The organism is Streptomyces sp. NBC_01351 (assembly GCF_036237315.1).
Classification (GTDB): Bacteria; Actinomycetota; Actinomycetes; order Streptomycetales; family Streptomycetaceae; genus Streptomyces.
In genome coordinates, this window is sequence record NZ_CP108356.1 from 2,488,207 (window position 1) to 2,513,723 (window position 25,517).

At 71.3% G+C, this 25,517-nt stretch carries 26 protein-coding genes and 1 pseudogene; 6 read left to right on the forward strand and 21 right to left on the reverse strand.

Going from position 1 to position 25,517, the window contains the following annotated elements:
* Positions 1-90: 90 nt before the first annotated feature.
* From OG625_RS11000 to OG625_RS11010, 3 genes are all read right to left on the reverse strand, one after another.
* Positions 91-4,041 (reverse strand): AAA family ATPase, encoded by a 3,951-nt coding sequence (locus OG625_RS11000; RefSeq protein WP_329378822.1) that lies wholly within the window; start codon positions 4,039-4,041, stop codon positions 91-93.
* Positions 4,042-4,246: 205 nt separating this feature from the next.
* Entirely contained in the window at positions 4,247-4,465 is a 219-nt protein-coding gene (locus tag OG625_RS11005) for a hypothetical protein (RefSeq protein ID WP_030708500.1), read from the reverse strand.
* Between the two features lie 349 nt (positions 4,466-4,814).
* On the reverse strand, positions 4,815-5,096 hold the full coding sequence (locus OG625_RS11010; protein WP_329378825.1) for an acylphosphatase: 282 nt from the start codon (positions 5,094-5,096) through the stop codon (positions 4,815-4,817).
* Between the two features lie 136 nt (positions 5,097-5,232).
* Between OG625_RS11010 and OG625_RS11015 the strand changes: the two genes are divergently transcribed.
* A complete protein-coding gene (locus OG625_RS11015; RefSeq protein WP_329378827.1) occupies positions 5,233-6,111 on the forward strand; it encodes a CAP domain-containing protein in 879 nt (292 codons plus the stop codon).
* Between the two features lie 37 nt (positions 6,112-6,148).
* On the opposite strand, the gene OG625_RS11020 is transcribed toward OG625_RS11015, so the two are convergent.
* Positions 6,149-6,754: a flavodoxin family protein gene (locus tag OG625_RS11020; protein WP_329378829.1), complete on the reverse strand. Its 606-nt coding sequence runs from the start codon at positions 6,752-6,754 to the stop codon at positions 6,149-6,151.
* Positions 6,755-6,881: 127 nt separating this feature from the next.
* Here OG625_RS11020 and OG625_RS11025 point away from each other — a divergent pair, with 127 nt between their 5' ends.
* Complete coding sequence (locus OG625_RS11025; protein WP_329378830.1) at positions 6,882-7,289, forward strand: winged helix-turn-helix transcriptional regulator; 408 nt, start codon at positions 6,882-6,884, stop codon at positions 7,287-7,289.
* Here OG625_RS11025 and mutM read toward each other — a convergent pair.
* From mutM to OG625_RS11070, 9 genes are all read right to left on the reverse strand, one after another.
* Positions 7,262-8,146 (reverse strand): bifunctional DNA-formamidopyrimidine glycosylase/DNA-(apurinic or apyrimidinic site) lyase, encoded by an 885-nt coding sequence (mutM, locus tag OG625_RS11030; protein ID WP_329378832.1) that lies wholly within the window; start codon positions 8,144-8,146, stop codon positions 7,262-7,264. The genes OG625_RS11025 and mutM overlap by 28 nt on opposite strands.
* A 139-nt stretch (positions 8,147-8,285) precedes the next feature.
* Positions 8,286-9,131 carry a ribonuclease III gene (gene rnc / locus OG625_RS11035; protein WP_329378834.1) on the reverse strand — a complete coding sequence of 282 codons (846 nt, stop codon included), beginning with the start codon at positions 9,129-9,131 and terminating at the stop codon, positions 8,286-8,288.
* Between the two features lie 19 nt (positions 9,132-9,150).
* Positions 9,151-9,324 (reverse strand): 50S ribosomal protein L32, encoded by a 174-nt coding sequence (gene rpmF, locus OG625_RS11040; RefSeq protein ID WP_003965982.1) that lies wholly within the window; start codon positions 9,322-9,324, stop codon positions 9,151-9,153.
* 2 nt (positions 9,325-9,326) lie between these two features.
* Positions 9,327-10,037 (reverse strand): YceD family protein, encoded by a 711-nt coding sequence (locus tag OG625_RS11045; protein WP_329378836.1) that lies wholly within the window; start codon positions 10,035-10,037, stop codon positions 9,327-9,329.
* Positions 10,038-10,106: 69 nt separating this feature from the next.
* On the reverse strand, positions 10,107-11,159 hold the full coding sequence (locus OG625_RS11050; RefSeq protein ID WP_329378837.1) for a DivIVA domain-containing protein: 1,053 nt from the start codon (positions 11,157-11,159) through the stop codon (positions 10,107-10,109).
* 115 nt (positions 11,160-11,274) lie between these two features.
* The gene (gene coaD, locus OG625_RS11055) at positions 11,275-11,754 is read right to left on the reverse strand and encodes a pantetheine-phosphate adenylyltransferase (RefSeq protein ID WP_329390567.1); all 480 of its coding nucleotides are present in this window, start codon (positions 11,752-11,754) and stop codon (positions 11,275-11,277) included.
* 14 nt (positions 11,755-11,768) lie between these two features.
* Positions 11,769-12,347, reverse strand: a complete 579-nt coding sequence (gene rsmD / locus OG625_RS11060) for a 16S rRNA (guanine(966)-N(2))-methyltransferase RsmD (protein WP_329378839.1) — start codon at positions 12,345-12,347, stop codon at positions 11,769-11,771.
* A gap of 47 nt (positions 12,348-12,394) precedes the next feature.
* Positions 12,395-14,602, reverse strand: coding sequence for an ATP-dependent DNA helicase RecG (recG, locus tag OG625_RS11065; protein ID WP_329378841.1), 2,208 nt, complete (start codon positions 14,600-14,602; stop codon positions 12,395-12,397).
* Positions 14,603-14,618: 16 nt separating this feature from the next.
* Positions 14,619-16,256, reverse strand: a complete 1,638-nt coding sequence (locus OG625_RS11070; protein ID WP_329378843.1) for a DAK2 domain-containing protein — start codon at positions 16,254-16,256, stop codon at positions 14,619-14,621.
* Between the two features lie 240 nt (positions 16,257-16,496).
* Between OG625_RS11070 and rpmB the strand changes: the two genes are divergently transcribed.
* Positions 16,497-16,682: a 50S ribosomal protein L28 gene (gene rpmB / locus OG625_RS11075; protein ID WP_073911113.1), complete on the forward strand. Its 186-nt coding sequence runs from the start codon at positions 16,497-16,499 to the stop codon at positions 16,680-16,682.
* A gap of 97 nt (positions 16,683-16,779) precedes the next feature.
* Here rpmB and thiD read toward each other — a convergent pair whose 3' ends face one another.
* Both thiD and OG625_RS11085 read right to left on the reverse strand, forming a co-directional pair.
* On the reverse strand, positions 16,780-17,580 hold the full coding sequence (gene thiD / locus OG625_RS11080; RefSeq protein ID WP_329378845.1) for a bifunctional hydroxymethylpyrimidine kinase/phosphomethylpyrimidine kinase: 801 nt from the start codon (positions 17,578-17,580) through the stop codon (positions 16,780-16,782).
* Complete coding sequence (locus tag OG625_RS11085) at positions 17,577-18,560, reverse strand: thiamine-phosphate kinase (RefSeq protein WP_329378847.1); 984 nt, start codon at positions 18,558-18,560, stop codon at positions 17,577-17,579. Before OG625_RS11085 ends, thiD begins: the two co-directional genes overlap by 4 nt.
* A 245-nt stretch (positions 18,561-18,805) precedes the next feature.
* On the opposite strand from OG625_RS11085, the gene OG625_RS11090 reads away from it, so the two are divergent.
* Both OG625_RS11090 and OG625_RS11095 read left to right on the forward strand, forming a co-directional pair.
* Positions 18,806-19,039: an Lrp/AsnC family transcriptional regulator gene (locus OG625_RS11090; protein ID WP_030028650.1), complete on the forward strand. Its 234-nt coding sequence runs from the start codon at positions 18,806-18,808 to the stop codon at positions 19,037-19,039.
* Between the two features lie 23 nt (positions 19,040-19,062).
* Positions 19,063-19,563 carry a DUF3515 domain-containing protein gene (locus OG625_RS11095; RefSeq protein ID WP_329378849.1) on the forward strand — a complete coding sequence of 167 codons (501 nt, stop codon included), beginning with the start codon at positions 19,063-19,065 and terminating at the stop codon, positions 19,561-19,563.
* Positions 19,564-19,658: 95 nt separating this feature from the next.
* Here OG625_RS11095 and OG625_RS11100 read toward each other — a convergent pair whose 3' ends face one another.
* Genes OG625_RS11100 through OG625_RS11110 form a run of 3 tightly spaced genes read right to left on the reverse strand, consistent with a single transcriptional unit; the run spans position 19,659 to position 22,615 of the window.
* A complete protein-coding gene (locus OG625_RS11100) occupies positions 19,659-20,816 on the reverse strand; it encodes a D-alanine--D-alanine ligase family protein (protein ID WP_329378851.1) in 1,158 nt (385 codons plus the stop codon).
* A gap of 39 nt (positions 20,817-20,855) precedes the next feature.
* The gene (locus tag OG625_RS11105; RefSeq protein ID WP_329378853.1) at positions 20,856-21,866 is read right to left on the reverse strand and encodes an NAD(P)H-dependent glycerol-3-phosphate dehydrogenase; all 1,011 of its coding nucleotides are present in this window, start codon (positions 21,864-21,866) and stop codon (positions 20,856-20,858) included.
* Positions 21,863-22,615: a lysophospholipid acyltransferase family protein gene (locus OG625_RS11110; RefSeq protein WP_329378855.1), complete on the reverse strand. Its 753-nt coding sequence runs from the start codon at positions 22,613-22,615 to the stop codon at positions 21,863-21,865. Before OG625_RS11110 ends, OG625_RS11105 begins: the two co-directional genes overlap by 4 nt.
* Before the next feature lie 210 nt (positions 22,616-22,825).
* Here OG625_RS11110 and cofC point away from each other — a divergent pair.
* Positions 22,826-23,428, forward strand: a pseudogene (gene cofC / locus OG625_RS11115) (2-phospho-L-lactate guanylyltransferase); the annotation flags it as partial.
* A gap of 305 nt (positions 23,429-23,733) precedes the next feature.
* Here the strand turns inward: cofC and OG625_RS11120 are convergent.
* The 3 genes from OG625_RS11120 to leuD form a co-directional block, all read right to left on the reverse strand.
* Complete coding sequence (locus tag OG625_RS11120; RefSeq protein WP_329378857.1) at positions 23,734-24,414, reverse strand: HU family DNA-binding protein; 681 nt, start codon at positions 24,412-24,414, stop codon at positions 23,734-23,736.
* Positions 24,415-24,558: 144 nt separating this feature from the next.
* Positions 24,559-24,786, reverse strand: a complete 228-nt coding sequence (locus OG625_RS11125; protein ID WP_329378859.1) for a hypothetical protein — start codon at positions 24,784-24,786, stop codon at positions 24,559-24,561.
* Between the two features lie 137 nt (positions 24,787-24,923).
* A complete protein-coding gene (gene leuD, locus OG625_RS11130; RefSeq protein WP_329378861.1) occupies positions 24,924-25,517 on the reverse strand; it encodes a 3-isopropylmalate dehydratase small subunit in 594 nt (197 codons plus the stop codon).

Consider the following 25,517-nt stretch of genomic DNA (forward strand, 5'->3'; position numbering starts at 1 on the left):
GTGTTCATTTTCTGAAGTCAAGACCCGGGGTTCGAGCGCAAAGCGGCAGCATCTGATGCCAACGACTTCACTTCCTGAAGTGAAAGCTTCTCAGCGGAGGCGCTGGCTGATGACCTTGGAGACCCCGTCGCCCTGCATCGAGACGCCGTAGAGGGCGTCGGCGACCTCCATCGTCCGCTTCTGATGGGTGATCACGATCAGCTGCGAGCTCTCCTGGAGCTCCTCCATGATCCGGATCAGCCGCTGCAGGTTGGTGTCGTCGAGCGCCGCCTCGACCTCGTCCATCACGTAGAACGGGCTGGGCCTCGCCTTGAAGATGGAGACCAGCAGCGCGACGGCCGTCAGCGAGCGCTCGCCGCCCGAGAGCAGCGACAGCCGCTTGACCTTCTTGCCCGGCGGACGCGCCTCCACGTCCACCCCGGTGGCCAGCATGTTGTCGGGATCGGTGAGGATCAACCGGCCCTCGCCACCGGGGAACAGCCGCGAGAACACGCCCTCGAACTGCCGGGCCGTGTCGTGGTACGCCTCGGTGAAGACCTGCTCGACGCGCGCATCCACCTCCTTCACCACTTGAAGGAGGTCGGCGCGCGTTTTCCGCAGATCTTCCAGCTGGGTGCTGAGGAACTGGTGCCGCTCCTCCAGCGCCGCGAACTCCTCCAGCGCGAGCGGGTTGACCTTGCCGAGCTGCTGGTAGGCGCGCTCGGCGGCCCTGAGCCGCTTCTCCTGCTGGGCCCGTACGAAGGGGCCGGGCAGGTTGCGTGGGTGTTCCGGGTCCTCGGGAAGCTCCTCGCCTTCGGCGGGCGGGGAGGAGGGCACCGGCTGGTCCGGTCCGTACTCCGCGACGAGCCCGGCCGTCTCGATGCCGAACTCCTCCAACGCCCTGGCCTCCAGCGCCTCGATGCGCAGCCGCTTCTCGGCGCCGAGCACCTCGCCGCGGTGCACCGAGTCGGTGAGCTTGTCGAGCTCACCCTTGAGATCGCGGCCGTGGTTCCTGGCATCGGCCAGCTCCCGCTCCCGCAGACCCTTGGCGTGTTCGGCAGCGGCGCGCTCCTCCTCTGCCCGGCGCAGCGACACCTCCACGTGCGCGAGCAGCTGGCGGGAGCCGTCGGCGACGGCGCGGGCCACCCGGGCCTCGTACGCGAGGCGGGCGCGGCGCCGCTCGGCCCGCGCCCGGGCCTCCTCCTCGGCCCTGGCCGCACGGTCGAGGGAATCGGCCCGGCCTGCCAGCCCCTTGACCCGCTCCTCATGGGTCCTGAGCTGCAGCCGGGCCTCCATCTCGGTCTGCCGGGCGTTGGCACCGTCGGCCGCGAGCCGGTCCCGTCGGGAGCTGTCGGGCTCCTCCTCTACGGGGATCTCCTCGGCGCTGGCGAGCCGTTCGGCGCACTCCTCCACCTCGGCCAGCGCCTGCTCCAGCGCGTCCTGCGCCTTGGCGGCGGCGGTGGTGGCGCGCTCCGCTTCGCCGGCGGCCCCCTTCGCCTGCCCGGCGAGCCGCCCGAGCTGCTGCGCGACCCCGGCGCGGGCCTGTTCGGCGGCCCGCCGCCGAAGGGAGAGCTCCTCGACCAGGGCCGCCGCGTCCTGGCGGCGCGCCTGGGCGGCCTCCCGCGCCGCGGCGAGCTCCAGGCAGCGCTCGTCCAGCCGGGCCAGCTCCCCCGCCGCCTCGTCGACGGCGGCCTGGACCTCGATCAGGGTGGGCGCGCCGGCGGAGCCGCCGTGCGCGAGGTGCGCGCCGAGCACGTCCCCGTCGAGGGTCACGGCCACCGCGGCGGGCCGCTCCGCGACGAGCGCCTCGGCGTCTTCGAGCGTGCCGACCACGAAGTGGTCCCGCAGCACCCACTCAACGGCCCGCCGCACCTCGGCATCCCCGCCGACCAAGGCGGCAGCGGGCACGGCTCCTCCAGGGGATTCGCCGCCGAGCAGCGCGGCGGGCAGCCCCGCTCCCGCTTCGGCTTCGCCGCCAGGGCCCTGCCCCGGACCCCGCGCCTCAATCGCAGGCGAGGCTGGAAATGCCGCTGCGCGGAACGTCAGCCCGACGGGAGGGCCTGGGTGCGCCGAGCGCGATTCCAGCCCCTCCGACGTTTGAGGAGCCGGGTCCGGGACGGAGCCCCGGTTTCGGGAAGGGGCGGGGTGGGGGAAGACTCCCCCTCCCCCAGCCCCAGCCGAGATCGGGCCGGGCCCCGAGCCCTGGCCCGGCAGCGGCACGGCCGCCGGATCAGCCTGTTCCCGGGTCTGCCCTGCGGCCCCCAGGTCAGGGGCGTGGCTCTGGCCCGGCAGGACCGCGGACGGGGAGGCCGGACCCGCAGGAGGCCCGCCCCCGCCCGGCAGGGCGGCCGGCGGGGTGATCAGGAGCGTCGCGCGCCCCGCATCGGCGTCCCGCAGGTGCCGGATGGCCTCGGCCGCCGCCCCCGGGGAGGCCACGGCCAGCGCATCGGCGGCCGAGCCCAGCGCGGCGGCGACGGCGGCTTCGTGCCCCGGGGTCACCGAGAGCCGCTCGGCGACCGGGCCCAGCAGCCCGGCCAGCCGTTCGCGCGCGGCGAGCAGCGCCCCCGTGCCGTCCTTGCGCCGCAGCCCCAGCGCGAGGGCGTCGCGCCGCGCCGACACGGCCGCGCGCGAGCGTTCCGCCTCGGAGAGGGCGTCCCGCGCGGCGGACAGCCCCGTCTCCGCGGCCGCCAGCTCCGCCCGGGCCGCCTCGTGCTCCGCGTCCAGCGAAGGCTCGTCCAGCCCGCCGACCTCCTCCGCCAGGGCCTCGTACTCAGCCTGCGCGGCGCCGGCCCGGCGCTCCGCCTCGTCGCGCGCCGCGACCAGCCGGTCGATCTCGGCCTGCGCCGCCCCCGCGCGGGAGCGGGCGGCGCCGAGCCGGCCCGTCAGCCGGGCCAGCCCCTCGCGCCGGTCGGCGATGGCCCGGGCCGCGTCCCGCAGCCGGCGCTCCTCCTCCGCCAGGGCCCGCTCCAGTTCGCCCCGGTGTTCGGCGGTGTCCTCCAGGGCCCGCGAGGCCGCTTCCAGAGCCGCCGTCAGTTCCGCCTCCTGCTCGCGGATCCGCGCGGCCTCCCGCCGCATGTCCTCCGGGTCGCGGCCGCGCCGCTCCTCCTCGGCCGGAGCCGTCGCGCTCTTGACCCGCGCGTCGGCCAGGGAGGCGGTCCCGCGTACCCGCTCGGCCAGTTGCGACAGCTCGTACCAGGTCTGCTGGGCCCGCTGGAGCCGCGGGGCCAGCTCCCGCACCGCCGCCTCCAGTGCGGCCTCGCGGCGCAGCGCGTCCGCGAGCTGCGCCTCGGCGGCCTCCTTGCGTTCCTTCAGCGCCGCCTCGTCGGCGAGCTCGTCGTCGAGCGCGCGGCGCAGCGTGACGAGATCGTCGGCGAGCAGCCGAAGCCGGGCGTCGCGCAGGTCGGCCTGGATCACGGCCGCCCGGCGGGCCACGGCCGCCTGCCTCCCGAGGGGCTTGAGCTGGCGCCGCAGCTCGTCGCCCAGGTCCTGTACGCGCGCGAGGTTGGCCTGCATCGCGTCCAGTTTCCGCAGCGCCTTCTCTTTGCGCTTGCGGTGCTTGAGGACTCCGGCCGCCTCCTCGATGAAGGCGCGGCGGCCCATGGGGTCGGCGTGCAGGACGGAGTCCAGCTGGCCCTGCCCGACGATGACGTGCATCTCGCGGCCGATGCCGGAGTCGGAGAGCAGCTCCTGGATGTCGAGCAGGCGGCAGGTGTCACCGTTGATCTGGTACTCGCTGCTGCCGCCGCGGAACATGATCCGGGTGATGGTGACTTCGGCGTAGTCGATGGGCAGCGCGCCGTCGGAGTTGTCGATGGTCAGCGAGACCTCGGCGCGCCCGAGCGGCGGCCGGCCGGTGGTCCCGGCGAAGATGACGTCTTCCATCTTCCCGCCGCGCAGGGACTTGGCCCCTTGTTCGCCCATGACCCAGGACAGCGCGTCCACCACATTGGACTTGCCCGAGCCGTTCGGACCCACGACACACGTGATGCCGGGTTCGAAGCGCAGGGTCGTGGCGGAAGCAAAGGATTTGAAGCCACGCAGGGTCAGGGACTTGAGGTGCACGCCGCCGGACTCTACCTTTCGCGTTCGGTTTCACCCATGAAGGTGCAGGGCACAACTGACGTTAAAGGAATGACCGGGTTCCGCCTGCCCCGACGCATCGGGGCGCGCCGTCTTCCAGGCACGGCGCACTGTGAAAGAAAGAAGGGACGCCGGAGCGTCCCTTGCAGATCATGCGGGGCTGGAGTCAAGCGACGAGTAGCGCGGATCAGGTGAGCGCAGGCTCCGCCTGGGGTACGTCGATGTCGATGCGGTCCAGCAGCGAATCTCCGTCGTGCTGGGCGGCGGCCGCGTTCAGCGCGTCATTTTCGGACTGAATCCGTACGAGCTCGGACTCGAGGTCCTGGACGCGCTGCTGAAGCCGTCGCATCTCGGCGAGGAGTCGCGGATCGGAACCGCCGACGTAACCGAGAAGCGCCTTTGCCATGATGGATGGTCCTCCACACTGAGTGACCGACCGAAGCGGTGTGGGTCGTGAGGGAATCGCACCCGCGGATGTCCGACAGCGACCGACAGTCACTGCGCTTACTACTGCCAACACTGCCAAACAGCTCAGGTGCGCGGGGCTTCCAGCGTCTCACCAAAAAGTTTGACGGTCAACACGATCACGCCCCGTATCGGCGGGCAGCCCAGCGCCCGCAAGGGGCGTGGAGATCATCCTCGACTCCGAGCCTTCCACGGATCGCTCCCGTCGGCAACGTCTCGACGAGGAACGTGCAGTTCCGACCGCATGCGGTCACTCCACGGGTGTGTTCAGTGCATGATCAGTCGATCGGTCAACGGATCGCGAATCCGTCGTAGCCACCGCGCGGTGTGCCCCAGATCTCTGTCACTCCGTCGACCCTGCCGGGCGTGTCGGCGGACCGCAGCCAGTCGAGCAGCCGGTGGCAATTCTCACGTTGACCCTCGGCCACCACCTGTACTCGCCCGTCGTCGAGGTTGAGCGCGAAGCCGACGACCCCGCCGATCCCCAGAGCGTTCTCCCTGGTGAACCAGCGGAAGCCCACTCCCTGTACACAGCCGCGCACCCAGGCGATCAGACGGACATCTTCATTCATGCGTGAACGCTAACCGGGCAAACAATTTCGGGGCACATCGCCCCCTGGTGCCATGGCGTACAGTCGCGCACCAATGAGCTCACCCGTTCGGGCGAGCAAAGGACGATCTTGATCTTATAGGGAAGGAACGAGGCCGATGGGACGCCACCGACTCCCCGCCGCGCCGCGCCCCGGCAGCGCCCGCCGCACCGCCCTGCGCACCGGCCTGCTGGGGGTCTCGGTGGCCGTGGCCCTCGGTACGGCGGCCGTCACCACCGGCATGGTGCCGGTGGGCGGTTCCTTCCCCTACGTGGGTGTCAGCGCCTCCGGCGACGCGGGCACGAAGCAGGCCAACGCCAAGGCGCCCACGCCACGCCCCGACAGCGTGACGCAGCCGCTCGGCGGCCTCGCCAACCTGTCCGGCCGCACCCCGCAGGCCCCGGCCCCCACCCCCGCCGGCAGCACCTCGGCCTCACCGTCGACGAGCCCCTCCGCGTCCCCCTCGCCGAGCGCCTCCCCCAGCACTTCGCCGAGCCCTTCCGCCTCCGCCTCGACCTCTCCTCCCGCCCCCGCCAAGCCGGCCCCCTCGACCAAGGCTCCGCAGAAGACGACCGCTCCGGCACCGACCCCCACCCCGACCCCGACCCCGGATGACGGTCACTCCGCCGAGGAGGCGGCCGTGGTGGCGTTGGTGAACCAGGAGCGCGCCCAGGCGGGATGCGGTCCGGTGCGGGCGAACCCGCCGCTTGCGGCGCTCGCGGGTGCCTTCAGCAAGGACATGGCCACCCGCAACTTCTTCAGCCACACCGACCCCGACGGCAACAGCCCCTGGGACCGCGCGGCCAAGGCCGGCATCTCGGGCCTCGGCGGCGAGAACATAGCCCGCGGCCAGGGCGACGCCGAGGCCGTGATGAAGGCCTGGATGAACAGCCCGGGCCACAAGGCGAACATCCTGAACTGCGAGTTCCGCACCCTGGGCGTCGGCGCCCACTTCGCCGCCGGCGGCCCCTGGTGGACGCAGAACTTCGGCTTCTAGGGCCCGCCCGAAAGGCAGGCCCCAGACCCACCCGGCCCTAGAGCGCGGCGAGGGCCGCGCGGCCCGCCACCACGACGCGGGTGTGTTCGGCGACCCGACGGCCCAGGTGCTCCGCGGTCGCGATGTCGGCCTTGTGCACGGCGTCCGCGCCCTCGTCGGAGTTGGTCTGCGCGGCGGCGCCGGCGAAGACGCCGAGGCGGTTGAGGTCGTTCTCGGAGGCGGTGCTGGAGTTCCAGCCCGGCTTCAGGCCCAGGTTGACCCAGCTCATGCCGTGCTGCGCGGCAAGGATCTGGAAGAACTGCAGGGTGTGCAGCTTGTCGCCGCTCTTGGACGCGGAGTTGGTGAAGCCGGCGGCGACCTTGTCCTGCCAGGTGTCGCCGAACCAGCGCTTCGAGGTGGCCTCGGCGAAGACGTGGAAGGCGCCGGAGGCGGTGCCCATGTAGGTCGGCGAGCCGAAGACGATCGCGTCGGACCCGTCGAGCAGCTCCCACTGGGCGTCGTCGATCTCGTCGACCTTGATCAGGTGGACCGTGGCCCCGGCCTCGGCGGCGCCGGTGCGCACGGCCTCCGCGACGACCGCGGTGTGGCCGTAACCCGAGTGGTAGGCGATCGAGACGACGGGGGCGTGCGTGATACCGGACAAGGTGATCTCTCCCTCAAAAAGCTTTCTTGTCGCGCCACGAGGTGCGGTGCGACAAGAACGAGAAAACCACTAACTTTCAGAAAGCGCAACCCAGCAGTTAGCGCTACCCAGGGGTAGGCTGTTGTTCATGGATGCACCCATCGTCTGTACCGAAGCCGCCGATTCCGAACTACCGTTCGATGTCTTCGCGCGCACCTGCCCGTCCCGCGAGACCCTGGAACACGTCACCGGCCGCTGGGGCAGTCTGACCATAGGCGCCCTGCGCGAGGGCCCGTGCCGGTTCAACGAACTGCGCCGACGCGTGGAGGGCGTGAGCGAGAAGATGCTCTCCCAGACCCTGCACGCGCTGGAGCGCGACGGCGTGGTCCACCGCGAGGCGCAGCCCACGAACCCGCCCCGCGTCGACTACGAACTGACCCCGCTCGGCGTCGAGGTCGCGGACCGGCTCATCTCCCTCATCCACCTCCTGGAGGGGAACATGCCGCAGGTGCTGTCGGCCCGGCAGTTCTACGACGAGACGCGCGGGGGCCGCTGACAGCGCGGGCAGAAGTAGCTCGACCGGTTCATCCACGGCCGGCGCCGCATCGGCGTACCGCAGCGGCGGCAGGGCTCGTCCTCGCGCCCGTAGGCGTCGAGCGAGCGGTCGAAGTAGCCCGACTCGCCGTTCACATTGACGTACAGGCTGTCGAAGCTGGTGCCGCCGACCGCGAGGGCGGCGTTCATGACGTCCCGGACGTGGCCGAGGAGTTCCGCGCTCCGGGGGCGCGTGAGGGTGGCGGTGGGGCGCTCGTAGTGCAGCTTCGCGCGCCACAGCGCCTCGTCGGCGTAGATGTTCCCGACCCCGCTGATCAGGGACTGGTCCAGCAGAGCCCGCTTGACGGTGGTCCGCTTGGCGCGCAGCGCCAGGTGGTAGGCCCCCTCGTCGAACAGCGGGTCCAGGGGGTCGCGCGCGATGTGCGCGATGACGTCGGGCAGCCCGTCGGGGGTGTTCTCGTGCAACGACAGCCCGCCGAAGGTCCGCTGGTCCACGAAGCGCAGCTCGCTCCCCGCGGCGCCCGCGGCGGAGCCGCTGTCGGAATCAGTGAACCGCACCCTGATCCGCAGGTGCTTCTCGTCCGGGGCGTCCTGCGGCTGCACGAGCAGCTGCCCGCTCATCCCGAGGTGCCCCAGCACGGACTGGTGGCCGCCCTCAAGGGGAAGCCACAGGTACTTCCCGCGCCGCCGCGGCACCCCGATGGTCTCCCCCCGCAGCCGCGCCGCGAAGTCCGCGCCGCCGCCCGCGTGGCGCCGTACGGCCCTCGGGTGCAGGACCTCGACCGTCTCCACGGTCCGCCCGGCCACCCAGCGCTCCAGCCCCCGCCGGACGACTTCGACCTCGGGCAGCTCGGGCACGGTGTTCCTCCGGAGGGATCGGATCGGGCTCTCATCGACGAGCGTACTCACCGGCCCCGCGGGGTCGGTGAAACGGGTCCGCCCCGCCGCCTGCTGCGCAGGTGACGGGGCGGGGCAATCCCGAAGGAAGGGTCGGGCGTCAGGCGCCGGGCGCCGGTTCGGCGGGGTTCGGCGTCCCGCCGTCCTCCGCCTCGGCCGGAGCCGGGGCTTCGGCCGGAGCGGCAGCGGCTGCGGCCTCGGCCGCGATCCGCTCGTCCGCGGCGGCACGGATCCCGCGCCACGCGGACTCCGCCGCCTGCTGTTCCGCTTCCTTCTTGCTGCGGCCGGTGCCGGTGCCGTACGAGACACCACCGACGCGGGCGGCAGCGGTGAAGGTCTTCTCGTGGTCCGGACCGGTCTCGGTGACCAGGTATTCCGGTACGCCAAGACCTTCGGCTGCCGTCAGCTCCTGGAGACTGGTCTTCCAGTCCAGGCCGGCACCGAGGTTCGAGGACTTCTCGATAAGCGGGTCGAAGAGCCGGTGAACCAGCTCCGAGGCCGCGTCGAGGCCCTGGTCGAGGTAGACCGCGCCGATCACCGCTTCAAGGGTGTCGGCGAGGATGGAGGCCTTGTCCCGGCCGCCCGTGCCCTCTTCGCCCCGGCCGAGCCGGATGAAGGAGCCGAGTTCGAGGCCGCGCCCGACCTCCGCAAGTGCGCGTGAGTTGACCACCGCGGCCCGGAGCTTGGCCAGCTGGCCCTCGGGGAGATCGGGGTGGGTCGTGTACAGCGTGTCCGTGACCACCAGGCCCAGCACGGAGTCCCCGAGGAACTCCAGGCGTTCGTTGGTGGGCAGACCGCCGTTCTCGTACGCGTACGAACGGTGGGTCAGTGCACGCACCAGAAGGGCGGACTCGAGTCGATACCCGAGCCGCCCTTCCAGAAGCGTGTGGGACGAGGCCGCGTTGTTACTGTCTGCCTGCTTCTCAGCGTTGGACAGCTCAGACATTGCGCCTCTCACCAGCCGCTCAGACCTCGAGGACCTGGCGCTTGTTGTAGGTGCCGCAGCTCGGGCACGCAATGTGCTGGAGCTTCGGCTCCTGGCAACGCTCGCACGAAACCAGGGTGGGGACCGCAGCCTTCCACTGCGACCGGCGGTGGCGCGTGTTGCTGCGCGACATCTTCCGCTTCGGAACAGCCACGGCTACTTCTCCTGCTTCTCGGCGGCGCCCTGAACTCCGTCAGAGGCAGTGCCGCTCATGTTGTCCTTCTCGTCGTCCTGATCGGTCACGACGAGTCCCTGCAATGCCGCCCAACGGATGTCGACGGCGTCATGGTGGTGGTCCGGGTCGTCGTTCAGGCTGAGCCCGCAATCGGGGCACAGTCCGAGACAGTCCTCCCGGCACACCGGCTGCATGGGCAGTGCGAGCACCACCACATCCCGCAGCACGGGTTCGAGGTCGAACAAGCCGTCCTCGAGGTAGAGCGTGTCCTCGTCGTCCTCGGCGTCGTCGGCCGGCTCCGCCTTCGAGCGGCTCCGGTCGTCGGCGTCAGGGTACGAGAACATCTCCTGGAAGTCCGCCTTGAGCTCGCGCTCGACGGACTCCAGACACCTTACGCACTCCCCTACGGCCGATGCACGGGCGGTGCCTGTGACAAGCACACCTTCCATGACCGACTCGAGGCGGATGCTGAGCTTCAGCGGGGCACCTTCCGGCACTCCGATGACGCCGACGAGACCGAAGTCCGCCGGTGTCGCGATCTCACGGGACAGCCGCTGCATGGCACCAGGACGCCGGCCCAACTCGTGCGTGTCGAACACGAGGGGGTTGCGGTGGTCGAGGCGGGTGTTCAGGGCTGTTCCTGCTTTCACGGATCGCTGAAGATCAAAATTTCCGCCACTCAAGGGCAGCATGGATCGCGGTGCATACGCGCGACCGAAGAGCCAGGATACCCGCCGCTTCGCCCTGAGCCCAATCCGGGTTCAGCGCCCCTGCTCGTACTGGCGCAGCTGGTCCAGATTGATCATGCTCGTGTCGAAGAAGCTGGTCTCGTCGAGCGAGGCCTGCTGGGGCTCGGGCTGCTGCTGGTACGCCGCGTAGGGGTCCGGCTGCTGCGCGACATAGTGCGCGGCGTAAGCCGCTCCGGTGGAGCCGGTGCTTGCACCGGGGTACGGGTCCGGCTGCTGCTGGTAGCCGTACGGGTCCTGGTACGCATAGGCGTCCTGCTGCTGCGGCACCGGCTGGTAGCCGTACGTGTCGTACACCGGCTCCGCCTGCGCCGGGATCGGCACGGCCACCGGGGCCTCCGGCTCGGCCAGGCCGGCCAGGAAGTCCGCGTCGCTCTCCGAGCGGGAGGACCGGCCCCCGGCGGCCTCCTGGGCGGCCATGTGCGCGCCGAGGTCGTCCGTGGGCACCCGGCCCAGCAGCTTCTGCCGGCCGCGCCCCACGGCCTCCAGGGTCTTGGAGAGCACCGCCTCGAAGGTCGCCAGCTTGGTGTCCACGTACGCGTCCGCCTGCTGCCGCTGCGTCTCGGGGTCGTGGCTGCGCTCGGGCGCCTCGGCGTCGGCGTAGCCGTGCTCGTCCAGCCCCGGGCCGCGGCCCAGCAGCTTCTCCCTGCCCCGGTCCACCGAGCCGATGGTCTTGGTCAGCACGACCTCGAAGTTCGCGAGCTTGCTGTCGACGTAGTCGTCGGCCTCGGCCCGGATCTCCTCGGCCTCCCGGCGGGCCTCGTCCAGGATCCGGTCCGCCTCGGCCTGGGAGCGGCGCGCGATCTCGGTGTCGGAGATCAGCGAGCCGCGCTGGTTGTGGGCGGACTCGATGATCCGCTCCGCCTCCCGGCGGGCCTCCTCGACCATCTGCTCGCGGCCGCCGATGAGCTCCTGCGCCTGCGCGAGCGAGCCGGGGAGCGCCTGGCGTACCTCTTCGAGCCGGTCGAGCAGCTCGGCGCGGTTGATCACGCAGGAGGCCGACATGGGCATGGACCGGGCGCCGCCGACGGCCGCGACGATCTCGTCGAGCTTCTTCTGCACGTCCATGGGGGCTCGCACTCTCTCGGCCTCGGGCGGTTCCTGAGACGGACGCCACGACTGTAAGGCCACCGGGCGGGCGCCCGACACTGACTGACGGCCCGTCAGACAGCCGGCCTGCGGATCAGCGGTTGCGCAGCCGTTCCATCAGCGCCGTGTGCACGTGCGCGGGCAACAGGTGGGCGACGTCGCCGCCCCAGGTCGCGACCTCCTTGACCAGCGAGGAGGACAGGAAGCTGTAGGTGGGGTTGGTCGGGACGAACAGCGTCTCGACGCCCGACAGGCCCATGTTCATCTGGGCCATCTGGAGCTCGTAGTCGAAGTCGCTGACGGCACGCAGGCCCTTGACGATGGCCGGGATGTCCCGCTGCTTGCAGAAGTCGACGAGCAGCCCGTGGAAGGCCTCGACCTCGATGTTGCCGTAGTCCGCGACCGCCTCGCGGATCAGCTCGATCCGCTCCTCGACGGTGAACAGGCCCTTCTTCGACTGGTTGATCATCACGGCGACGTGCACGACGTCGTAGAGCCTGGAGGCGCGTCCGATGATGTCGAGGTGTCCGTTGGTGATGGGGTCGAAGGACCCGGGACAGACGGCGCGGCGCAACTGAGCTCCCTCGTTCATGAGTCTTCGCTGGTGAAGGCGGCGCGACCGTACCAAAGGGTGCCCTCGCCGTACTTCCGCGACCGGAGCGGCTCGAAGCCCTCGGGCCACGGGAAGGCGCCGCTCCTCGTGCTGCGCTCCACGGTGACGAGCGCGTCGTCCGTGAGCCAGCCATTGGACCGGAGTGTGAGGAGGATCTCGCACAGTTCCGCGTGGTCCACGGCGTACGGCGGGTCCAGGAAGACGATGTCGTACGGGTCTGCGAGCGCGGCTCCCGCCACGATCTGCTCGGCCTTGCCCGCCCGGAACTCGGCGCCGGGCAGGCCCAGCGTCCTGATGTTGTCCCGGATCGCCTTGGCCGCCTTGGCGTCGGCCTCGACCAGCAGCGCGTGGGCCGCGCCGCGCGAGAGGGCCTCCAGGCCCACGGCGCCGGAGCCGCCGTACAGGTCGAGCACCCGGGCCCCTTCGAGGCCGTGCAGCGACTCCCACGTGGAGAAGAGCCCTTCGCGCATCCGGTCCGAGGTCGGCCGGGTGCCGGTGCCGGGGGGCACGGCCAGCCGTCGCCCGCCGGCGCTGCCGGCGATCACGCGGGTCATCTGGGGGTTCCTTCAATCTCCTCGGGGGACAACGAGCACCCCCATTGTCAGCCCTTCTCCAGATACTGCTCCCGCTCGGTGTCCAGGAGTGCGTCCAGGGCGGTGCGCAGGCCCGGCAGCCGCTCCAGCTCCGGATCGGCGGCGACCACGCGGCCGGCCTCCTCCCGGGCCTGGGCGATGACCTCCTCGTCCTCGATGACGGACAGCACCCGCAGAGAGGAGCGCACCCCGGACTGGGCCTGGCCCAGCACGTCGCCCTCGCGGCGCTGTTCCAGGTCGATCCGGGAGAGCTCGAAGCCGTCGAGGGTGTCCGCGACGGCGGTCAGCCGGGCCCGGGCTGGGCTCGCCTCGTGCATCTCGCTGACCAGCAGGCACAGCCCGGGGGCGGAGCCGCGGCCGACGCGGCCGCGCAGCTGGTGGAGTTGGGAGACGCCGAAGCGGTCCGCGTCCATGATCACCATGACGGTGGAGTTCGGGACGTTCACCCCGACCTCGATCACGGTGGTGGCGACGAGCACCTTGACCTCTCCGGCGGCGAACCGGCGCATGACGTCGTCCTTGTCGGCCGGGTCCATGCGGCCGTGCAGCACCTCCACCGACAGTCCGGCGAGCGGTCCGCGCGTGAGCTGCTCGGCGATGTCCAGGACGGCGAGCGGCGGCCGCTTCTCGTCCTCGTCCAGCGCGGAGCCCTTCTTCTTCGGCTCCTCCTCGTCGCCGATCCGCGGGCAGACCACGTACGCCTGGTGGCCGTTCTCCACCTCCTCGCGGACCCGCTCCCAGGCCCGGGCGAGGAAGTGCGGCTTGTCCTTGGCGGGCACCACGTGCGTGGCGATCGGAGAACGCCCGGCGGGCAGCTGGTCGAGGACGGAGGTCTCCAGGTCGCCGAAGACGGTCATCGCGACGGTGCGCGGGATCGGGGTCGCCGTCATCACCAGCAGGTGCGGGGGCTGCTTCCCCTTGGACCGCAGCGCGTCGCGCTGCTCCACGCCGAAGCGGTGCTGTTCGTCGACGACGACCAGCCCGAGGTCGTGGAACTGCACCTTGTCCTCGATCAGGGCGTGCGTGCCGATCACGATCCCGGCCTCGCCGGTGATCAGGTCGAGCAGCGCCTGCCGGCGCGCGGGCATCCCCATCGACCCGGTGAGCAGCACGACCTTGGTCCCCTGGTCCGAGCCGCCGAGCATGCCTCCTTCGGCCAGCTCGCCCATCATCTCGGTGATGGAGCGGTGGTGCTGCTGGGCGAGCACCTCGGTGGGCGCGAGCATCGCGGCCTGCCCCCCGGAGTCCACGACGGTGAGCATGGCGCGCAGAGCCACCATCGTCTTCCCGGATCCGACCTCGCCCTGGAGGAGGCGGTGCATGGGGTGTTCGGTGGCCAGGTCGTCGAAGATCTCCTTGGAGACCGTCTGCTGGCCCTCGGTGAGGGTGAACGGGAGCTTGGCGTCGAAGGAGTCGAGCAGGCCGCCGGGGGTGGGGCGGCGGGGGACGGCCGGGAGCTGGGAGTCGGCGTGCCGGCGGCGGGCCAGGGCGACCTGGAGGACGAAGGCCTCGTCCCACTTCAGGCGCTGGCGGGCGTCCTCGATGTCGGCCTTGGTGGTCGGCCGGTGGATCTTGAGGAGGGCCTCGGTGAGCGGGACCAGTCCGCGCCCCTCGCGCAGGGCGGGCGGCAGCGGGTCCACGACCTCCTGGGCCCTGGGCAGTACCGCGTCCACGCACTTGGCGATCTTCCAGGACTCCAGCTTCGCGCAGGCCGGGTAGATCGGGATGAGCTGGCCGGCGAAGGCGGCCGCCGCGTCCCGGTCGGAGGCGTCCGCGCCGAGCGGCTCGTAGGCGGGGTGGGCCAGCTGGAGCTTGCGGTTGAACATCGAGACCTTGCCCGCGAACATCGCGCGGCTGCCGGGCAGGAGTTCCTTGTGCGGCTTGTGGACCCCGGCGCCGAAGAAGACCAGCTGGAGGCGGCCGTTGCCGTCGGTGATGGTGACTTCGAGGCGCTTCCCGCCGCCGCGGCTGCCCTGGTACGTCAGCAGCCGGGCGTCGGCGACCTGCGCGACGACGGTGACGTGCTCGTCGATCTGGTCGGCGAGGTCCGTGAGGGAGGTCAGCTCCCCGCGCTCGGCGTACCGGCGTGGGTAGTGGTGGAGCAGGTCCAGGGCCGTGTGCAGGCCGAGCTGCTCGGCCAGCACCTTGGCGGTGGCGGGGCCGAGCGTCTTCTTGAGGTCTTCGTCGAGCGCGGGCACGTGTTCATTGCACACCATGGCGCCGACAAGCCCGCTATTCCACCCCGATGAGCAGCGGCGCCGAGTAACGGCCGCCCCGGTAGGTGACGGTGTCGACGGCCAGGTGCCCGTGCTGTACGTACGCCTCCAGGCGCTCGGCCAGCGCGTCCGGCACCTCGGGGCCCAGGACCAGGGTGACGAGTTCGCCGCCGGAGCCGAGCATCCGGTCCAGGACGGCCTCGGCGGTCTCGGGCAGGCCCGCGCCGATGACGGCGACGTCCCCGTCGATGAGGCCGAGCACGTCGCCGGCCTGGCAGATGCCGGCCGAGGTGAAGGACTGCCGTTCGGCGACGGCCAGTTCCCCGTAGCGGGTGGCGCCGGCGGCCGCGGTCATGGCGACCACGTCCTCGTCGAAGCTGCCGTCCGCGTCGTGCACGGCGAGGGCGGCCAGGCTCTGGACTGCCGAGCGGGTGGGGATGACGGCGACCCGTACGCCCTCGGCGCGGGCCCGTTCGGCCGCCGCGGCCGCCACCGCCCGCGACTCGGCGCTCCCCGGCAGCAGGACCACCTCACGGGCGTGCGCGCGCCGCACGGCGTCGACGAGTTCGGCGATCTCCGGGACCTCCCCGGCGCGGGCGAGCACGGTGGTCGCGCCGGCCTCCTCGCACAGTCCGGCCAGTCCCTCGCCGGGGACCACGGCGACCACGGCCCGCTGGGCCCGCTCGCCGCGCGCCCGGCGCCGTTCGTCGCCGAAGTGCGTGATCCGTATCCGGTAGGGGCGGCCGGCCACGACGCCGGCCTCCACGGCCGCGCCGGGGTCGTCGACGTGGACGTGGACGTTCCACAGCGCGTCGCCGCCGACCACCACCAGCGAGTCGCCGAGCCCGTCGAGGCGGGCGCGCAGTTCCTCCACGGCCGCCTCGGTCGCCTCCAGCAGGTAGACCACCTCGTACGCGGGCCCGGCCTCCTGCGCGCAGGGCTCGGGCGTCTGCGGTACGGGCACGGCCCGGCCGCGTACCGCCTCCTGAACCGGCTCCTCCCCGGACAGCGCCTGCCACAGGGCTCCCAGTACGGCGACCAGCCCGCAGCCCCCCGCGTCGACCACCCCGGCCCGGCCCAGCTCGGCCAGCTGCCCGGGGGTCTCGGCGAGGGCGGTACGGGCTCCCTCGTAGGCGGCCCCGGCCACGTCGGCGACGGTCCCCGCGGCGGACTCGGCGGCCTGCCCGGCCCTCGCCGCCGCGGCGGCGACGGTGAGCATGGTGCCCTCCACCGGGTGCGCGACGGCCTGGTATGCCTCCTCAGCGGCCCGGGTCAGCGCCTGGGCCAGCAGCCGGCCGGGCCCGCGCTCCCCGGGCTCCTCGCCCAGTACGTCGGCCACGCCGCGCAGCAGCTGCGCCAGGATCGTCCCGGAGTTGCCGCGGGCGCCTATGAGCGCGCCGTGCGCGTAGGCCCGTACGGCCTCGGCCAGGGAGGTCTGCGCTGTGTCCTGTGTCACCTGCGCGAGGGCGCGGTCGGCCGATTCGGCGGTGAGGTAGAGGTTGGTGCCGGTGTCCGCGTCGGCGACCGGGTAGACGTTGATCGCGTCGATGTCCTCGCGGGCCCGGCCCAGTGCGGCCAGGGCCAGCGAGCTCCAGGTGCGCACCGCTTCGGCGTCGAGCTCGTCAGGGGGCTGCGACTGCGGCTCGTGCGGCACCGGGCGTTCCTCCTTGTGCGGGCCAGGGTTCACCGCAGGGTAACGAAGGACTGCCGGGACGGCGGGACCGCGGGGCGGGGTCGGCGGCAGCCATGGTAGTTTTCTTGGACGGGAGCAGTCGTTGTATGCTGCTCCGGTTGCCCGATGAGAGTCGGGCCATTCTTCCGGCAAACCACTTCAGACTTCTGATCCGGTGCGCCGGATTTCACTGTAATTGCATCTGAAGTTTTGGAGTGACCTGTGGCTGCCAACTGCGACGTTTGCGCCAAGGGGCCGAGCTTCGGCAACAGCATTTCCCACTCGCACCGCCGCACCTCGCGTCGCTGGAACCCGAACATCCAGCGTGTCCGTGCCGTGGTCAATGGGACGCCGAAGCGCCTCAACGCCTGCACCTCGTGCATCAAGGCCGGCAAGGTCTCGCGCTGACGCCTTCCGTCGTAGCGCAGCCCTTCCGGTTGCCACAAAAGGCCGGTTCACCTCTGGTGAACCGGCCTTTTGTCTTGCCCTGAAACCGTCGGCACCCTCAGCGCCACTGCCAGCCGTGGTCCACCGGGCCGATGCCCCCGCCGAGCGGGAAGCCGGCGGTGAGGGCGCCCGTGACGTACCGCTTGGCCTCCGCGACGGCGTCCGGGACGGTCAGGCCCTTGGCGAGGCCGGCCGCGATGGCGCTGGCGAGGGTGCAGCCGGTGCCGTGGGTGTGCCGGTTGGCGTGCCGGGGGGCGCGCAGCCAGAGTTCCTCGGTCCCGTCGGTGAGCAGGTCGGCGGCCTCGTCCCCGTGGGCCGCCAGGTGTCCGCCCTTGATGAGCGCCCAGCGGGGGCCGTGGCCGAGGATCGCGTCGGCGGCCCGCCGCATGTCGTCCTCGCGCTCGACGACGACGCCGGTCAGCTGCGTCACCTCGTCCAGGTTGGGCGTGGCCACGGTGGCCCGGGGCAGCAGCTCCTGGCGTACGGCGTCCAGCGCGGAGGCGGCGAGCAGCGCGTCCCCGTGCTTGGAGAGGCCGACGGGGTCCACGACGGCCGGGGCGGCCGTGCCGGCCAGCAGCTCGGCCACGGTCTCCACGAGCACGGTGGAGGAGAGCATCCCGGTCTTCACCGCCTGGACTCCGATGTCGTCCACGACGGCCCTGAACTGGCCCCTGACGGCCTCGGCGGGCAGTTCCCAGGCACCCCGCACCCCGAGGGAGTTCTGCGCCGTCACGGCGGTCACCACGCTCATGCCGTGGACGCCGAGGGCCAGCATGGTCTTGAGGTCGGCCTGGATGCCCGCGCCGCCGCCGGAGTCGGATCCGGCGACGGTCAGGCACAGCGGCGGGGCGACGCTCACGCAGAACCGTCCAGGACGGCCGGGTCGCCCCCGAAGTGGTCCCAGCCGCCGGTGCTGGTCCACGGGGCGCCGTCCACGGTCACCTGGGGCAGCGCGGAGCGGTTGAGCACCTCTCCGATGACCTTCCAGCGGGCGGGCAGCTTCACGTCGGGCGGGAAGGTGGCCACGATGGCGTGGTCCTCTCCCCCGGTGAGCACCCACTGCAGCGGGTCCACGCCGACGGCCTGACCGATGTCGTGCATCTGGGTCGGGATGTCGACGGCCGCCGTGTGCAGGTCGATGCGCACCTTGCTGGCCTCGGCGATGTGCCCGAGGTCGGCGATGAGGCCGTCGCTGACGTCGGTCATGGCGGTGGCGCCGAGTCCGGCGGCCGCGGGGCCCGCATGGTACGGCGGCTCGGGGCGCCGGTGCGCCTCGACGAAGGCCCGCGGGGAGCGGAAGCCGCGCGAGAGCACGGCGAAGCCCGCGGCGGACCAGCCGAGCCAGCCGGTGACGGCGACGACGTCGCCGGGCTGGGCGCCGGAGCGCAGCACCGGCTCGTGGTTGCGCAGGTCGCCGAGGGCGGTGATGGCGACGGTGATGGTGTCGCCGCGCACGACGTCTCCGCCGACCACGGCCGCGCCGGCGACCTGGCACTCGTCGCGGATGCCGTCCATCAGCTCGGTGGGCCAGGTGACCGGCAGCTCGGCCGGGACGACGAGGCCGAGGAGCAGTGCGGTCGGCACCGCGCCCATGGCGGCGATGTCGGCGAGGTTCTGCGCGGCGGCCTTGCGGCCGACGTCGTAGGCCGTGGACCAGTCGCGCCGGAAGTGCCGGCCCTCCAGCAGGATGTCGGTGCTCGCCACGACCCGCCGGTCGGGGGCCGACACCACTGCGGCGTCGTCGCCCGGTCCGAGCCGGACCGCCGGGGTGGTGGTGAGCCGTGAGGTGAGCTCCCTGATCAGCCCGAACTCCCCCAGCTCGCCCACAGTGCCCTTCATCGCTGTGCCCCTTCTTGCCCAGTCCGCTTGCGGTCGCGAGCCGTCACAGCTCTGGGTACCGTCAACAGATACGTCAACTTCTGCTCTCCGTACGCCCCGCTGCGCGCGGCGCCGTGGCCTGGGGTCTCCCCTTGGCGCTCGGCGACGCGGTACCGTGGCGTCCCTTCTTCCCCCGGCCCCTTCGATCGTGTGGGGCCCACCCGAAGGTTAGGGGAAATGATCCTCGTGGCCGCCCTGGAGGTTCCGTGGTACAGGCGTACATCCTTATCCAGACCGAGGTGGGCAAGGCGTCGTTCGTCGCCGAGTCCATCGGCCAGATCCCGGGGGTGATCCAGGCCGAGGACGTGACGGGCCCGTACGACGTGATCGTGCGCGCCCAGGCCGACACCGTGGACGAGCTCGGCCGCATGGTCGTCGCCAAGGTCCAGCAGGTGGAGGGGATCACCCGCACCTTGACCTGCCCGGTGGTCCATCTGTAGCCCCCGTTTACTGTTGGCCGGTGATGTCCCTCCACCGCCGGCCCTTCCGTGTCCGTCCCATGTCCGCCGTGCTCGCCGCGATGGCCTTCGTGGCCCTCTCGGCGTGCTCCCCGGGTGATTCCGAGGCCCGGGTGGACCCGCCGCCCACGCCGCCGGCCGAAGTCGCGGGGCTCTGTGCAGCGCTGCACGGGGAGCTCCCGGAGACGGTGGCCGGTCTGGCGCGGACCCGGACCGAACCGGAGTCCGCTCTGACCGCCGCGTGGGGCGGCTCGGCGATCGTACTGCGGTGCGGTATCCCCAAGCCCCCCGCGATGGCGGATCCGAAGCAGGAGGGCGTCAACGTGAACGGAGTCGCCTGGCTGCTGGAGAAGCTCGACAACGGGGATTTCCGGTTCACCACCGGGCTGCGGCGGGCGTACACGGAGGTCCTGGTCGATAAGGAGCATGCCACGGACGCGGGAATGCTCGTCGGCCTGTCCACGGCCGTGGCCAAGGCCGTGCCCGAGGGCGTCTCCTCGTACTGAGGGCCGCGGCCCTCGCTCCCCTCACCCCGACCGCCCGCCGGCCGGCCCTTTCGGGGCCGGCCGGCGGGCGGTCTGCGGTACGGAGCCCGGTGCGGCTAGCGCAGTCCGGTGGAGCGGCGCAGGGCCGCCTGGATCAGGCTGTCCACCAGCTCCGGGTACTCGATGCCCGTCTTCTGCCACATCAGCGGGTACATGGAGATCGGGGTGAAGCCCGGCATCGTGTTGATCTCGTTGATGACGAACTCGCCGTCCTCGGTGAGGAAGAAGTCGGCGCGCACGAGACCCTCGCAGGACGCGGCGTCGAACGCCTCGATCGCGAGCCGCTGCACTTCGGCGGTCTGCTCGGGGGTGAGCGGGGCGGGCACGATCCCGGTGGCGGAGTCGATGTACTTCGCCTCGAAGTCGTAGAAGTCGTGGCTGGAGACCGGCGGGATCTCGGCGGGCGCGCTCGCGCGCGGACCGTCCTCGAACTCCAGCACGCCGCACTCGATCTCGCGGCCGCGCAGCAGCGCCTCCACGATGAACTTCGGGTCGTGGCGGCGGGCCTCGCGGATCGCCGCGTCGAGGCCGGAGGCGTCGTCGACCTTGGTGATGCCGATCGAGGAGCCGGCCCGGGCGGGCTTGATGAACAGCGGCCAGCCGTGCTCGGCGGCGAAGTCCGTGATCTTGGCCTTGGCGGCGTCCTGGTCGGCTTCCCACTCGCGGGGGCGGATGGTCACGTACGGGCCGACCTTCAGCCCGAAGGAGGTGAACACCCGCTTCATGTAGTCCTTGTCCTGGCCGACGGCCGAGGCCAGGACGCCCGAGCCGACGTACGGGATCCCGGAGAGCTCCAGGAGGCCCTGGAGGGTGCCGTCCTCGCCGTACGGGCCGTGCAGCACGGGGAAGACGACGTCGACCTCGCCCAGGGCCTTGGGAACGGCGCCCGGCTCGGTGTAGACGACCTGGCGGCTGGCGGGGTCGACCGAGAGCACGACGGAGCCGTCCTCGGAGTCCGCGAGCTCCTCGACGCTCGGGAGCTGTCGGTCGGCGATGGCCATCCGGTCGGGCTCGTCGGCGGTGAGCGCCCATCGGCCGTCCGTGGTGATGCCGATGGGCAGCACCTCGTACTTGGACCGGTCGATGGAGCGCAGCACGGCGCCCGCCGTGACGACCGAGATGGCGTGTTCCGAGCTGCGGCCGCCGAACACGACGGCCACGCGGGGCTTGCGGCCCTGCTGCTCAGGGGTCTGGGGGAGGTTCTCGCTGCTCATATCGCCACGAGGGTACCCGCTCATGCGTCCGGAAAGGTGTCAGCGACGTTCCGGCTTGGCGCTGCGCCCCATCAGTTCCTTGAGCGCGACGAGGGTGGGCTTGCCGTGGTGGACGATGTCCACCACGGTGTCGGTGATCGGCATGTCCACGCCGTGGCGGCGGGCCAGATCGGCCACGGACTGGCAGGACTTGACGCCCTCGGCGGTCTGCTTGGTGACCGCGATGGTCTCCTCCAGGGTCATCCCGCGGCCCAGGTTGGTGCCGAAGGTGTGGTTCCGGGAGAGCGGTGAGGAGCAGGTGGCGACGAGGTCGCCGAGGCCGGCGAGGCCGGAGAAGGTGAGCGGGTCGGCGCCCATCGCGATGCCCAGGCGGGTCGCTTCGGCGAGTCCGCGGGTGATGAGCGAGCCCTTGGTGTTGTCTCCGAGGCCCATGCCGTCCGCGATGCCGACGGCGAGGCCGATGACGTTCTTGACGGCGCCGCCGAGTTCGCAGCCGATGACGTCGGTGCTCGTGTACGGGCGGAAGTACGGGGTGTGGCAGGCGGTCTGGAGGCGCTGGGCCACGGCTTCGTCCACGCAGGCGACGACGGAGGCGGCGGGCTGCCGGGCGGCGATCTCGCGGGCCAGGTTGGGTCCGGTCACCACGGCGATGCGCTCGGCGGGGACCTTGGCCACCTCTTCGATGACCTCGCTCATCCGCTTGGCGGTGCCGAGTTCGATGCCCTTCATCAGGGAGACGAGCACGGTGTCCGGGGCCAGCAGGGGCGCCCAGGAGGCGAGGTTGCCGCGCAGGGTCTGGGACGGGACGGCGAGGACGGTGAAGTCGGCGCCGGCCGCGGCCTCCGCCGGGTCGGTGGTGGCCCGGATGCCCGCGGGGAGTTCGACGTCGGGGAAGTAGTCCGGGTTGGTCCGGCCGGTGTTGATGGCGTCGACCAGCTCCTGGCGGCGGCCCCACAGGGTCACCTCGCAGCCGGCGTCGGCGAGCACGATGGCGAAGGCCGTGCCCCAGGAGCCTGTTCCGAAAACGGCCGCCTTCACGGGACGTGTCACTTGTTGCCCTCCCCTGCGGCCTTGCGCCGCTGTTCCGCCCTGGCCTTGCGATGGTCGTACGGCTGCTCGGGCGCGGTTTCGCCGCGCAGTTCCTCCAGCAGCTCGGTGATGGCCGCCATGATGACCTCCGTGGCCTCCTTGAGTACTTCCGGGGTGGGTTCCCGGTCGTAGTAAGCGGAGAGGTCCACGGGCGGTCCGGCGAGCACCTGGAGGGTTTTGCGCGGGAACAGGCTGAGCTTGTTCTCCTTGGCGTAGGGCGGCATCGCGAGGTTCGCGCCCCACTGGGCCACCGGAATGACGGGGGCCTTGGTCAGCAGCGCCACCCGGGCGGCGCCGGTCTTGCCGGCCATCGGCCAGATGTCGGGATCACGGGTGAGGGTGCCCTCCGGGTAAAAGGCCACGCATTCGCCGCGCTCGATGGCGTCCACGGCGGCCCGGAATGCGTCCAGGGCGTTGGTGGACTCCCGGTAGACCGGGATCTGGCCGCTGCCGCGCAGGATCGCACCGACAATGGGCACCTCGAAGAGGGCCGCCTTGCCGAGCAATCGGGGCACCCGGCCGGTGTTGTACTGGAAGTGCGCGTAGGAGAGCGGGTCCAGATACGAGTTGTGATTGACGGCGGTGATAAATCCGCCCTCGGCCGGAATGTGTTCCATTCCCCGCCAGTCCCGCTTGAAGAGCACTACCAGCGGCGGTTTCGCGATGGCCGCCGCAAGGCGGTACCAGAAGCCGATTCTGCGGCGGGACACTCGGACACCTTCCTCTAGGACCGGTGCGCGGTTTGGGCACCTCGTCGGGCCGGACAAGTGTGGCCCCATGCCCGGTCTCTGTCGAGAACACCGTACGCCCCGCTCACGGCGCCCCGCCCCGGGGCCGTCCGGGCGGAAGGTGACAATGGTGGCCGAGCGCGCCGGAGGGAATCCCGAGGGAAGGGGGCGGCCACGAACGCCGTCTGGAGTCTGGTGGTCCCGCTGAAGCCTCTGGCGGTGGCCAAGAGCCGCCTCGCCACGGCCGTGGGTGCGGCCCGTCCCGGGCTCGCCCTGGCGTTCGCCCAGGACACCGTCGCGGGGGCGCTGGCCTGCACCGCGGTCGCGGATGTGGTGGTCGTCACGGACGACGCGGCGGCCGGTGCGGAACTGGCCAGGCTGGGGGCGCGGATCGTCGCGGACGCACCGGGGGCCGGGCTCAACGCGGCGTTGGCCCACGGGGCGCGGGTGGTACGGGCGGGGCGGCCCGGGGCGGCGGTGGCGGCGATGAACGCCGATCTGCCCGCGTTGCGGCCCCCCGAATTGCTACGCGTGCTCGATACCGCGGCCGCATTTCCCCGGGCATTTCTGGCGGATGCCGCCGGAATCGGGACGACCTTGCTTTCGGCTGCTCCGGCTGTGGAATTGGCACCCTCGTTCGGGGGGCCGTCGCGGGCCAGGCATTCGGCCTCGGGGGCGGTGGAAATCGCGCTGGAGGGCGTCGACAGCGTGCGCCGCGACGTGGACACGGCGGCGGATCTGCGGACCGCCCTTGCCCTTGGCGTGGGGCTCCACACGGCCCGATACAGTTCCGGTATGCAGGCGACCGCGTACACGTACGACTCCGACACCCGCAGCGGCAGTGTGCTGCTGGACGACGGCACCCCGGTGCCCTTCGAGGCAGCGGCCTTCGACGCGGGAGGCCTGCGGATGCTGCGGCCCGGGCAGCGGGTCCGGATCGAGACGGACGGCTCGGGCGCGGCCCTGCGGATCACCCTGGTCACACTGCAGACCTTCTGAGGCCCGCCCTCTCTGTCCCGCCTCTGACCTGCGAGTACGTCACAGCACCGCGGGCCGGCTCCCCCTTTGGGGAACCGGCCCGGCGTGTGTGACTCGTACCCCTACTTCTTGCGGGCGGTCGTCTTCTTCGCGGTGGCCTTGCGCGTCGCCGTCTTCTTGGCGGGCGCCGTCGTCTTCGCGGTGGCCTTCTTGGCCGCCGGAGCGGTCTTCTTCGCGGTGGCGGTGGTCTTCTTCGCCGCGGGCGTGGCCTTCTTGGCGGTGGCCGTGGCCTTCTTCGCCGTGGCCGTGGCCTTCTTGGCGGTGGCGGTGCTCTTGACCGCCGCCTTCTTGGCGGTGGCGGTGGCCTTCTTGGCCACCGTCTTCTTTGCGACCGCGGTCTTTGCCGCGGCCTTCTTGGCGGTGGTGGCCTTCTTCGCGACGGCCTTCTTGACCGTTGCGGAGGCACCGCCGGTGAGGCTGCCCTTGGGCGCCTTCTTCACCGAGACCTCGCCGCCCTTGGGGAGCTTCTTCGTGCCGCTGACCAGGTCCTTGAAGCCCTGGCCCGCACGGAAGCGGGGCACCGAGGTCTTCTTGACCCGGACGCGCTCCCCCGTCTGCGGGTTGCGGGCGTAACGGGCCGGCCGGTCGACCTTCTCGAACGAGCCGAAGCCCGTGACCGAGACCCGGTCGCCCGCGACGGTAGCGCGGACGATCGCGTCCAGTACCGCGTCGACAGCGTCCGCGGCCTGCTGACGGCCGCCCAGCTTGTCGGCAATCGCTTCTACGAGCTGCGCCTTGTTCACGTCTTCCCCTTCGGAGACTTCGCCAGAACGAATGTGTTCAAGCTTATTTCGCACGTTAGGCGGATATATACCGCAAATCAAACACGAAACGGGCTAATCACCCTAGTGCCGCAACGCCGGAGGCGGTTACGGAGTTCCTTCGCATCAGTCGCCTTCAGGGAATCGACCCTCGTCGAGGTCCTTCATCAACCTGTCCAGGCGCCTTGCCGCATCGGCGAGATCGTGCTTCGCCGTGGCCGTGGCGACCAACAGCTTCCGGGACAGCGCCATCCTTACGCCCTCCGGGACTTGCAGTGAGCGCACCCTTGTGTGTGCTTCTTTCAAACGGTCGGCGACAAGTTCGTAGAGCTCAAGTTGACTGTCGCGTTCCATGCACAGATTGTGCCATCTGGGGCGAGTTGTCGCCTCACGGGGCCTCAACACACAGCTGTGCCCCCCACCATCCGGTGGGGGGCACAGTGTTGGCGATGTGATCACCCAAAGGTGAATAAGCGCTGATCAGGCAGGAATCAGGCCTGAATCGTGCGCGGCTTGTAGGTCGGACGCGCACTTTCGTACGTGGCGATGTCCGCTTCGTTCTGAAGGGTGAGGGAGATGTCGTCCAGCCCCTCCAGCAGCCGCCAGCGGGCGTTGTCGTCGAGCTCGAACTCCGCTACGACGCCTTCGGCCCGCACCTGGCGGTCGACCAGGTCGACCGTGATCTCGGCGGTGGGGTCGGCCTCGGTCAGCTTCCACAGCTGCTCGACGGTCTCCTGCGGGAGGACGACGGTCAGCAGGCCGTTCTTCAGCGAGTTCCCGCGGAAGATGTCGGCGAAGCGGGAGGAGATGACCGTCTTGAAGCCGAAGTTCTGCAGGGCCCAGACGGCGTGCTCGCGCGAGGAACCCGTACCGAAGTCGGGGCCGGCGACCAGTACGGTCGCGCCTTCGCGCTCCGGGCGGTTCGTGATGAACTCCGGGTCCTTGCGCCAGGCCTCGAAGAGCCCGTCCTCGAACCCGTCACGGGTGATCTTCTTCAGCCAGTGGGCCGGGATGATCTGGTCGGTGTCGACGTTGCTGCGGCGCAGCGGGACGGCCCGGCCGGTGTGGGTGGTGAAGGCTTCCAT

Coding starts and splice junctions, on each gene's coding strand:
- OG625_RS11095 (WP_329378849.1), top strand. CDS start 19,063: ATGTCCCTCCACCGCCGGCCCTTCCGTGTCCGTCCCATGTCCGCCGTG.
- OG625_RS11125 (WP_329378859.1), bottom strand. CDS start 24,786: ATGGAACGCGACAGTCAACTTGAGCTCTACGAACTTGTCGCCGACCGT.
- rnc (WP_329378834.1), bottom strand. CDS start 9,131: ATGTCTGAGCTGTCCAACGCTGAGAAGCAGGCAGACAGTAACAACGCG.
- OG625_RS11025 (WP_329378830.1), top strand. CDS start 6,882: ATGGATGCACCCATCGTCTGTACCGAAGCCGCCGATTCCGAACTACCG.
- OG625_RS11010 (WP_329378825.1), bottom strand. CDS start 5,096: ATGAATGAAGATGTCCGTCTGATCGCCTGGGTGCGCGGCTGTGTACAG.
- OG625_RS11085 (WP_329378847.1), bottom strand. CDS start 18,560: ATGAAGGGCACTGTGGGCGAGCTGGGGGAGTTCGGGCTGATCAGGGAG.
- rsmD (WP_329378839.1), bottom strand. CDS start 12,347: ATGACCCGCGTGATCGCCGGCAGCGCCGGCGGGCGACGGCTGGCCGTG.
- OG625_RS11050 (WP_329378837.1), bottom strand. CDS start 11,159: ATGGACGTGCAGAAGAAGCTCGACGAGATCGTCGCGGCCGTCGGCGGC.
- OG625_RS11100 (WP_329378851.1), bottom strand. CDS start 20,816: ATGAGCAGCGAGAACCTCCCCCAGACCCCTGAGCAGCAGGGCCGCAAG.
- OG625_RS11045 (WP_329378836.1), bottom strand. CDS start 10,037: ATGCTGCCCTTGAGTGGCGGAAATTTTGATCTTCAGCGATCCGTGAAA.
- OG625_RS11005 (WP_030708500.1), bottom strand. CDS start 4,465: ATGGCAAAGGCGCTTCTCGGTTACGTCGGCGGTTCCGATCCGCGACTC.
- leuD (WP_329378861.1), bottom strand. CDS start 25,517: ATGGAAGCCTTCACCACCCACACCGGCCGGGCCGTCCCGCTGCGCCGC.
- OG625_RS11015 (WP_329378827.1), top strand. CDS start 5,233: ATGGGACGCCACCGACTCCCCGCCGCGCCGCGCCCCGGCAGCGCCCGC.
- recG (WP_329378841.1), bottom strand. CDS start 14,602: ATGGTGTGCAATGAACACGTGCCCGCGCTCGACGAAGACCTCAAGAAG.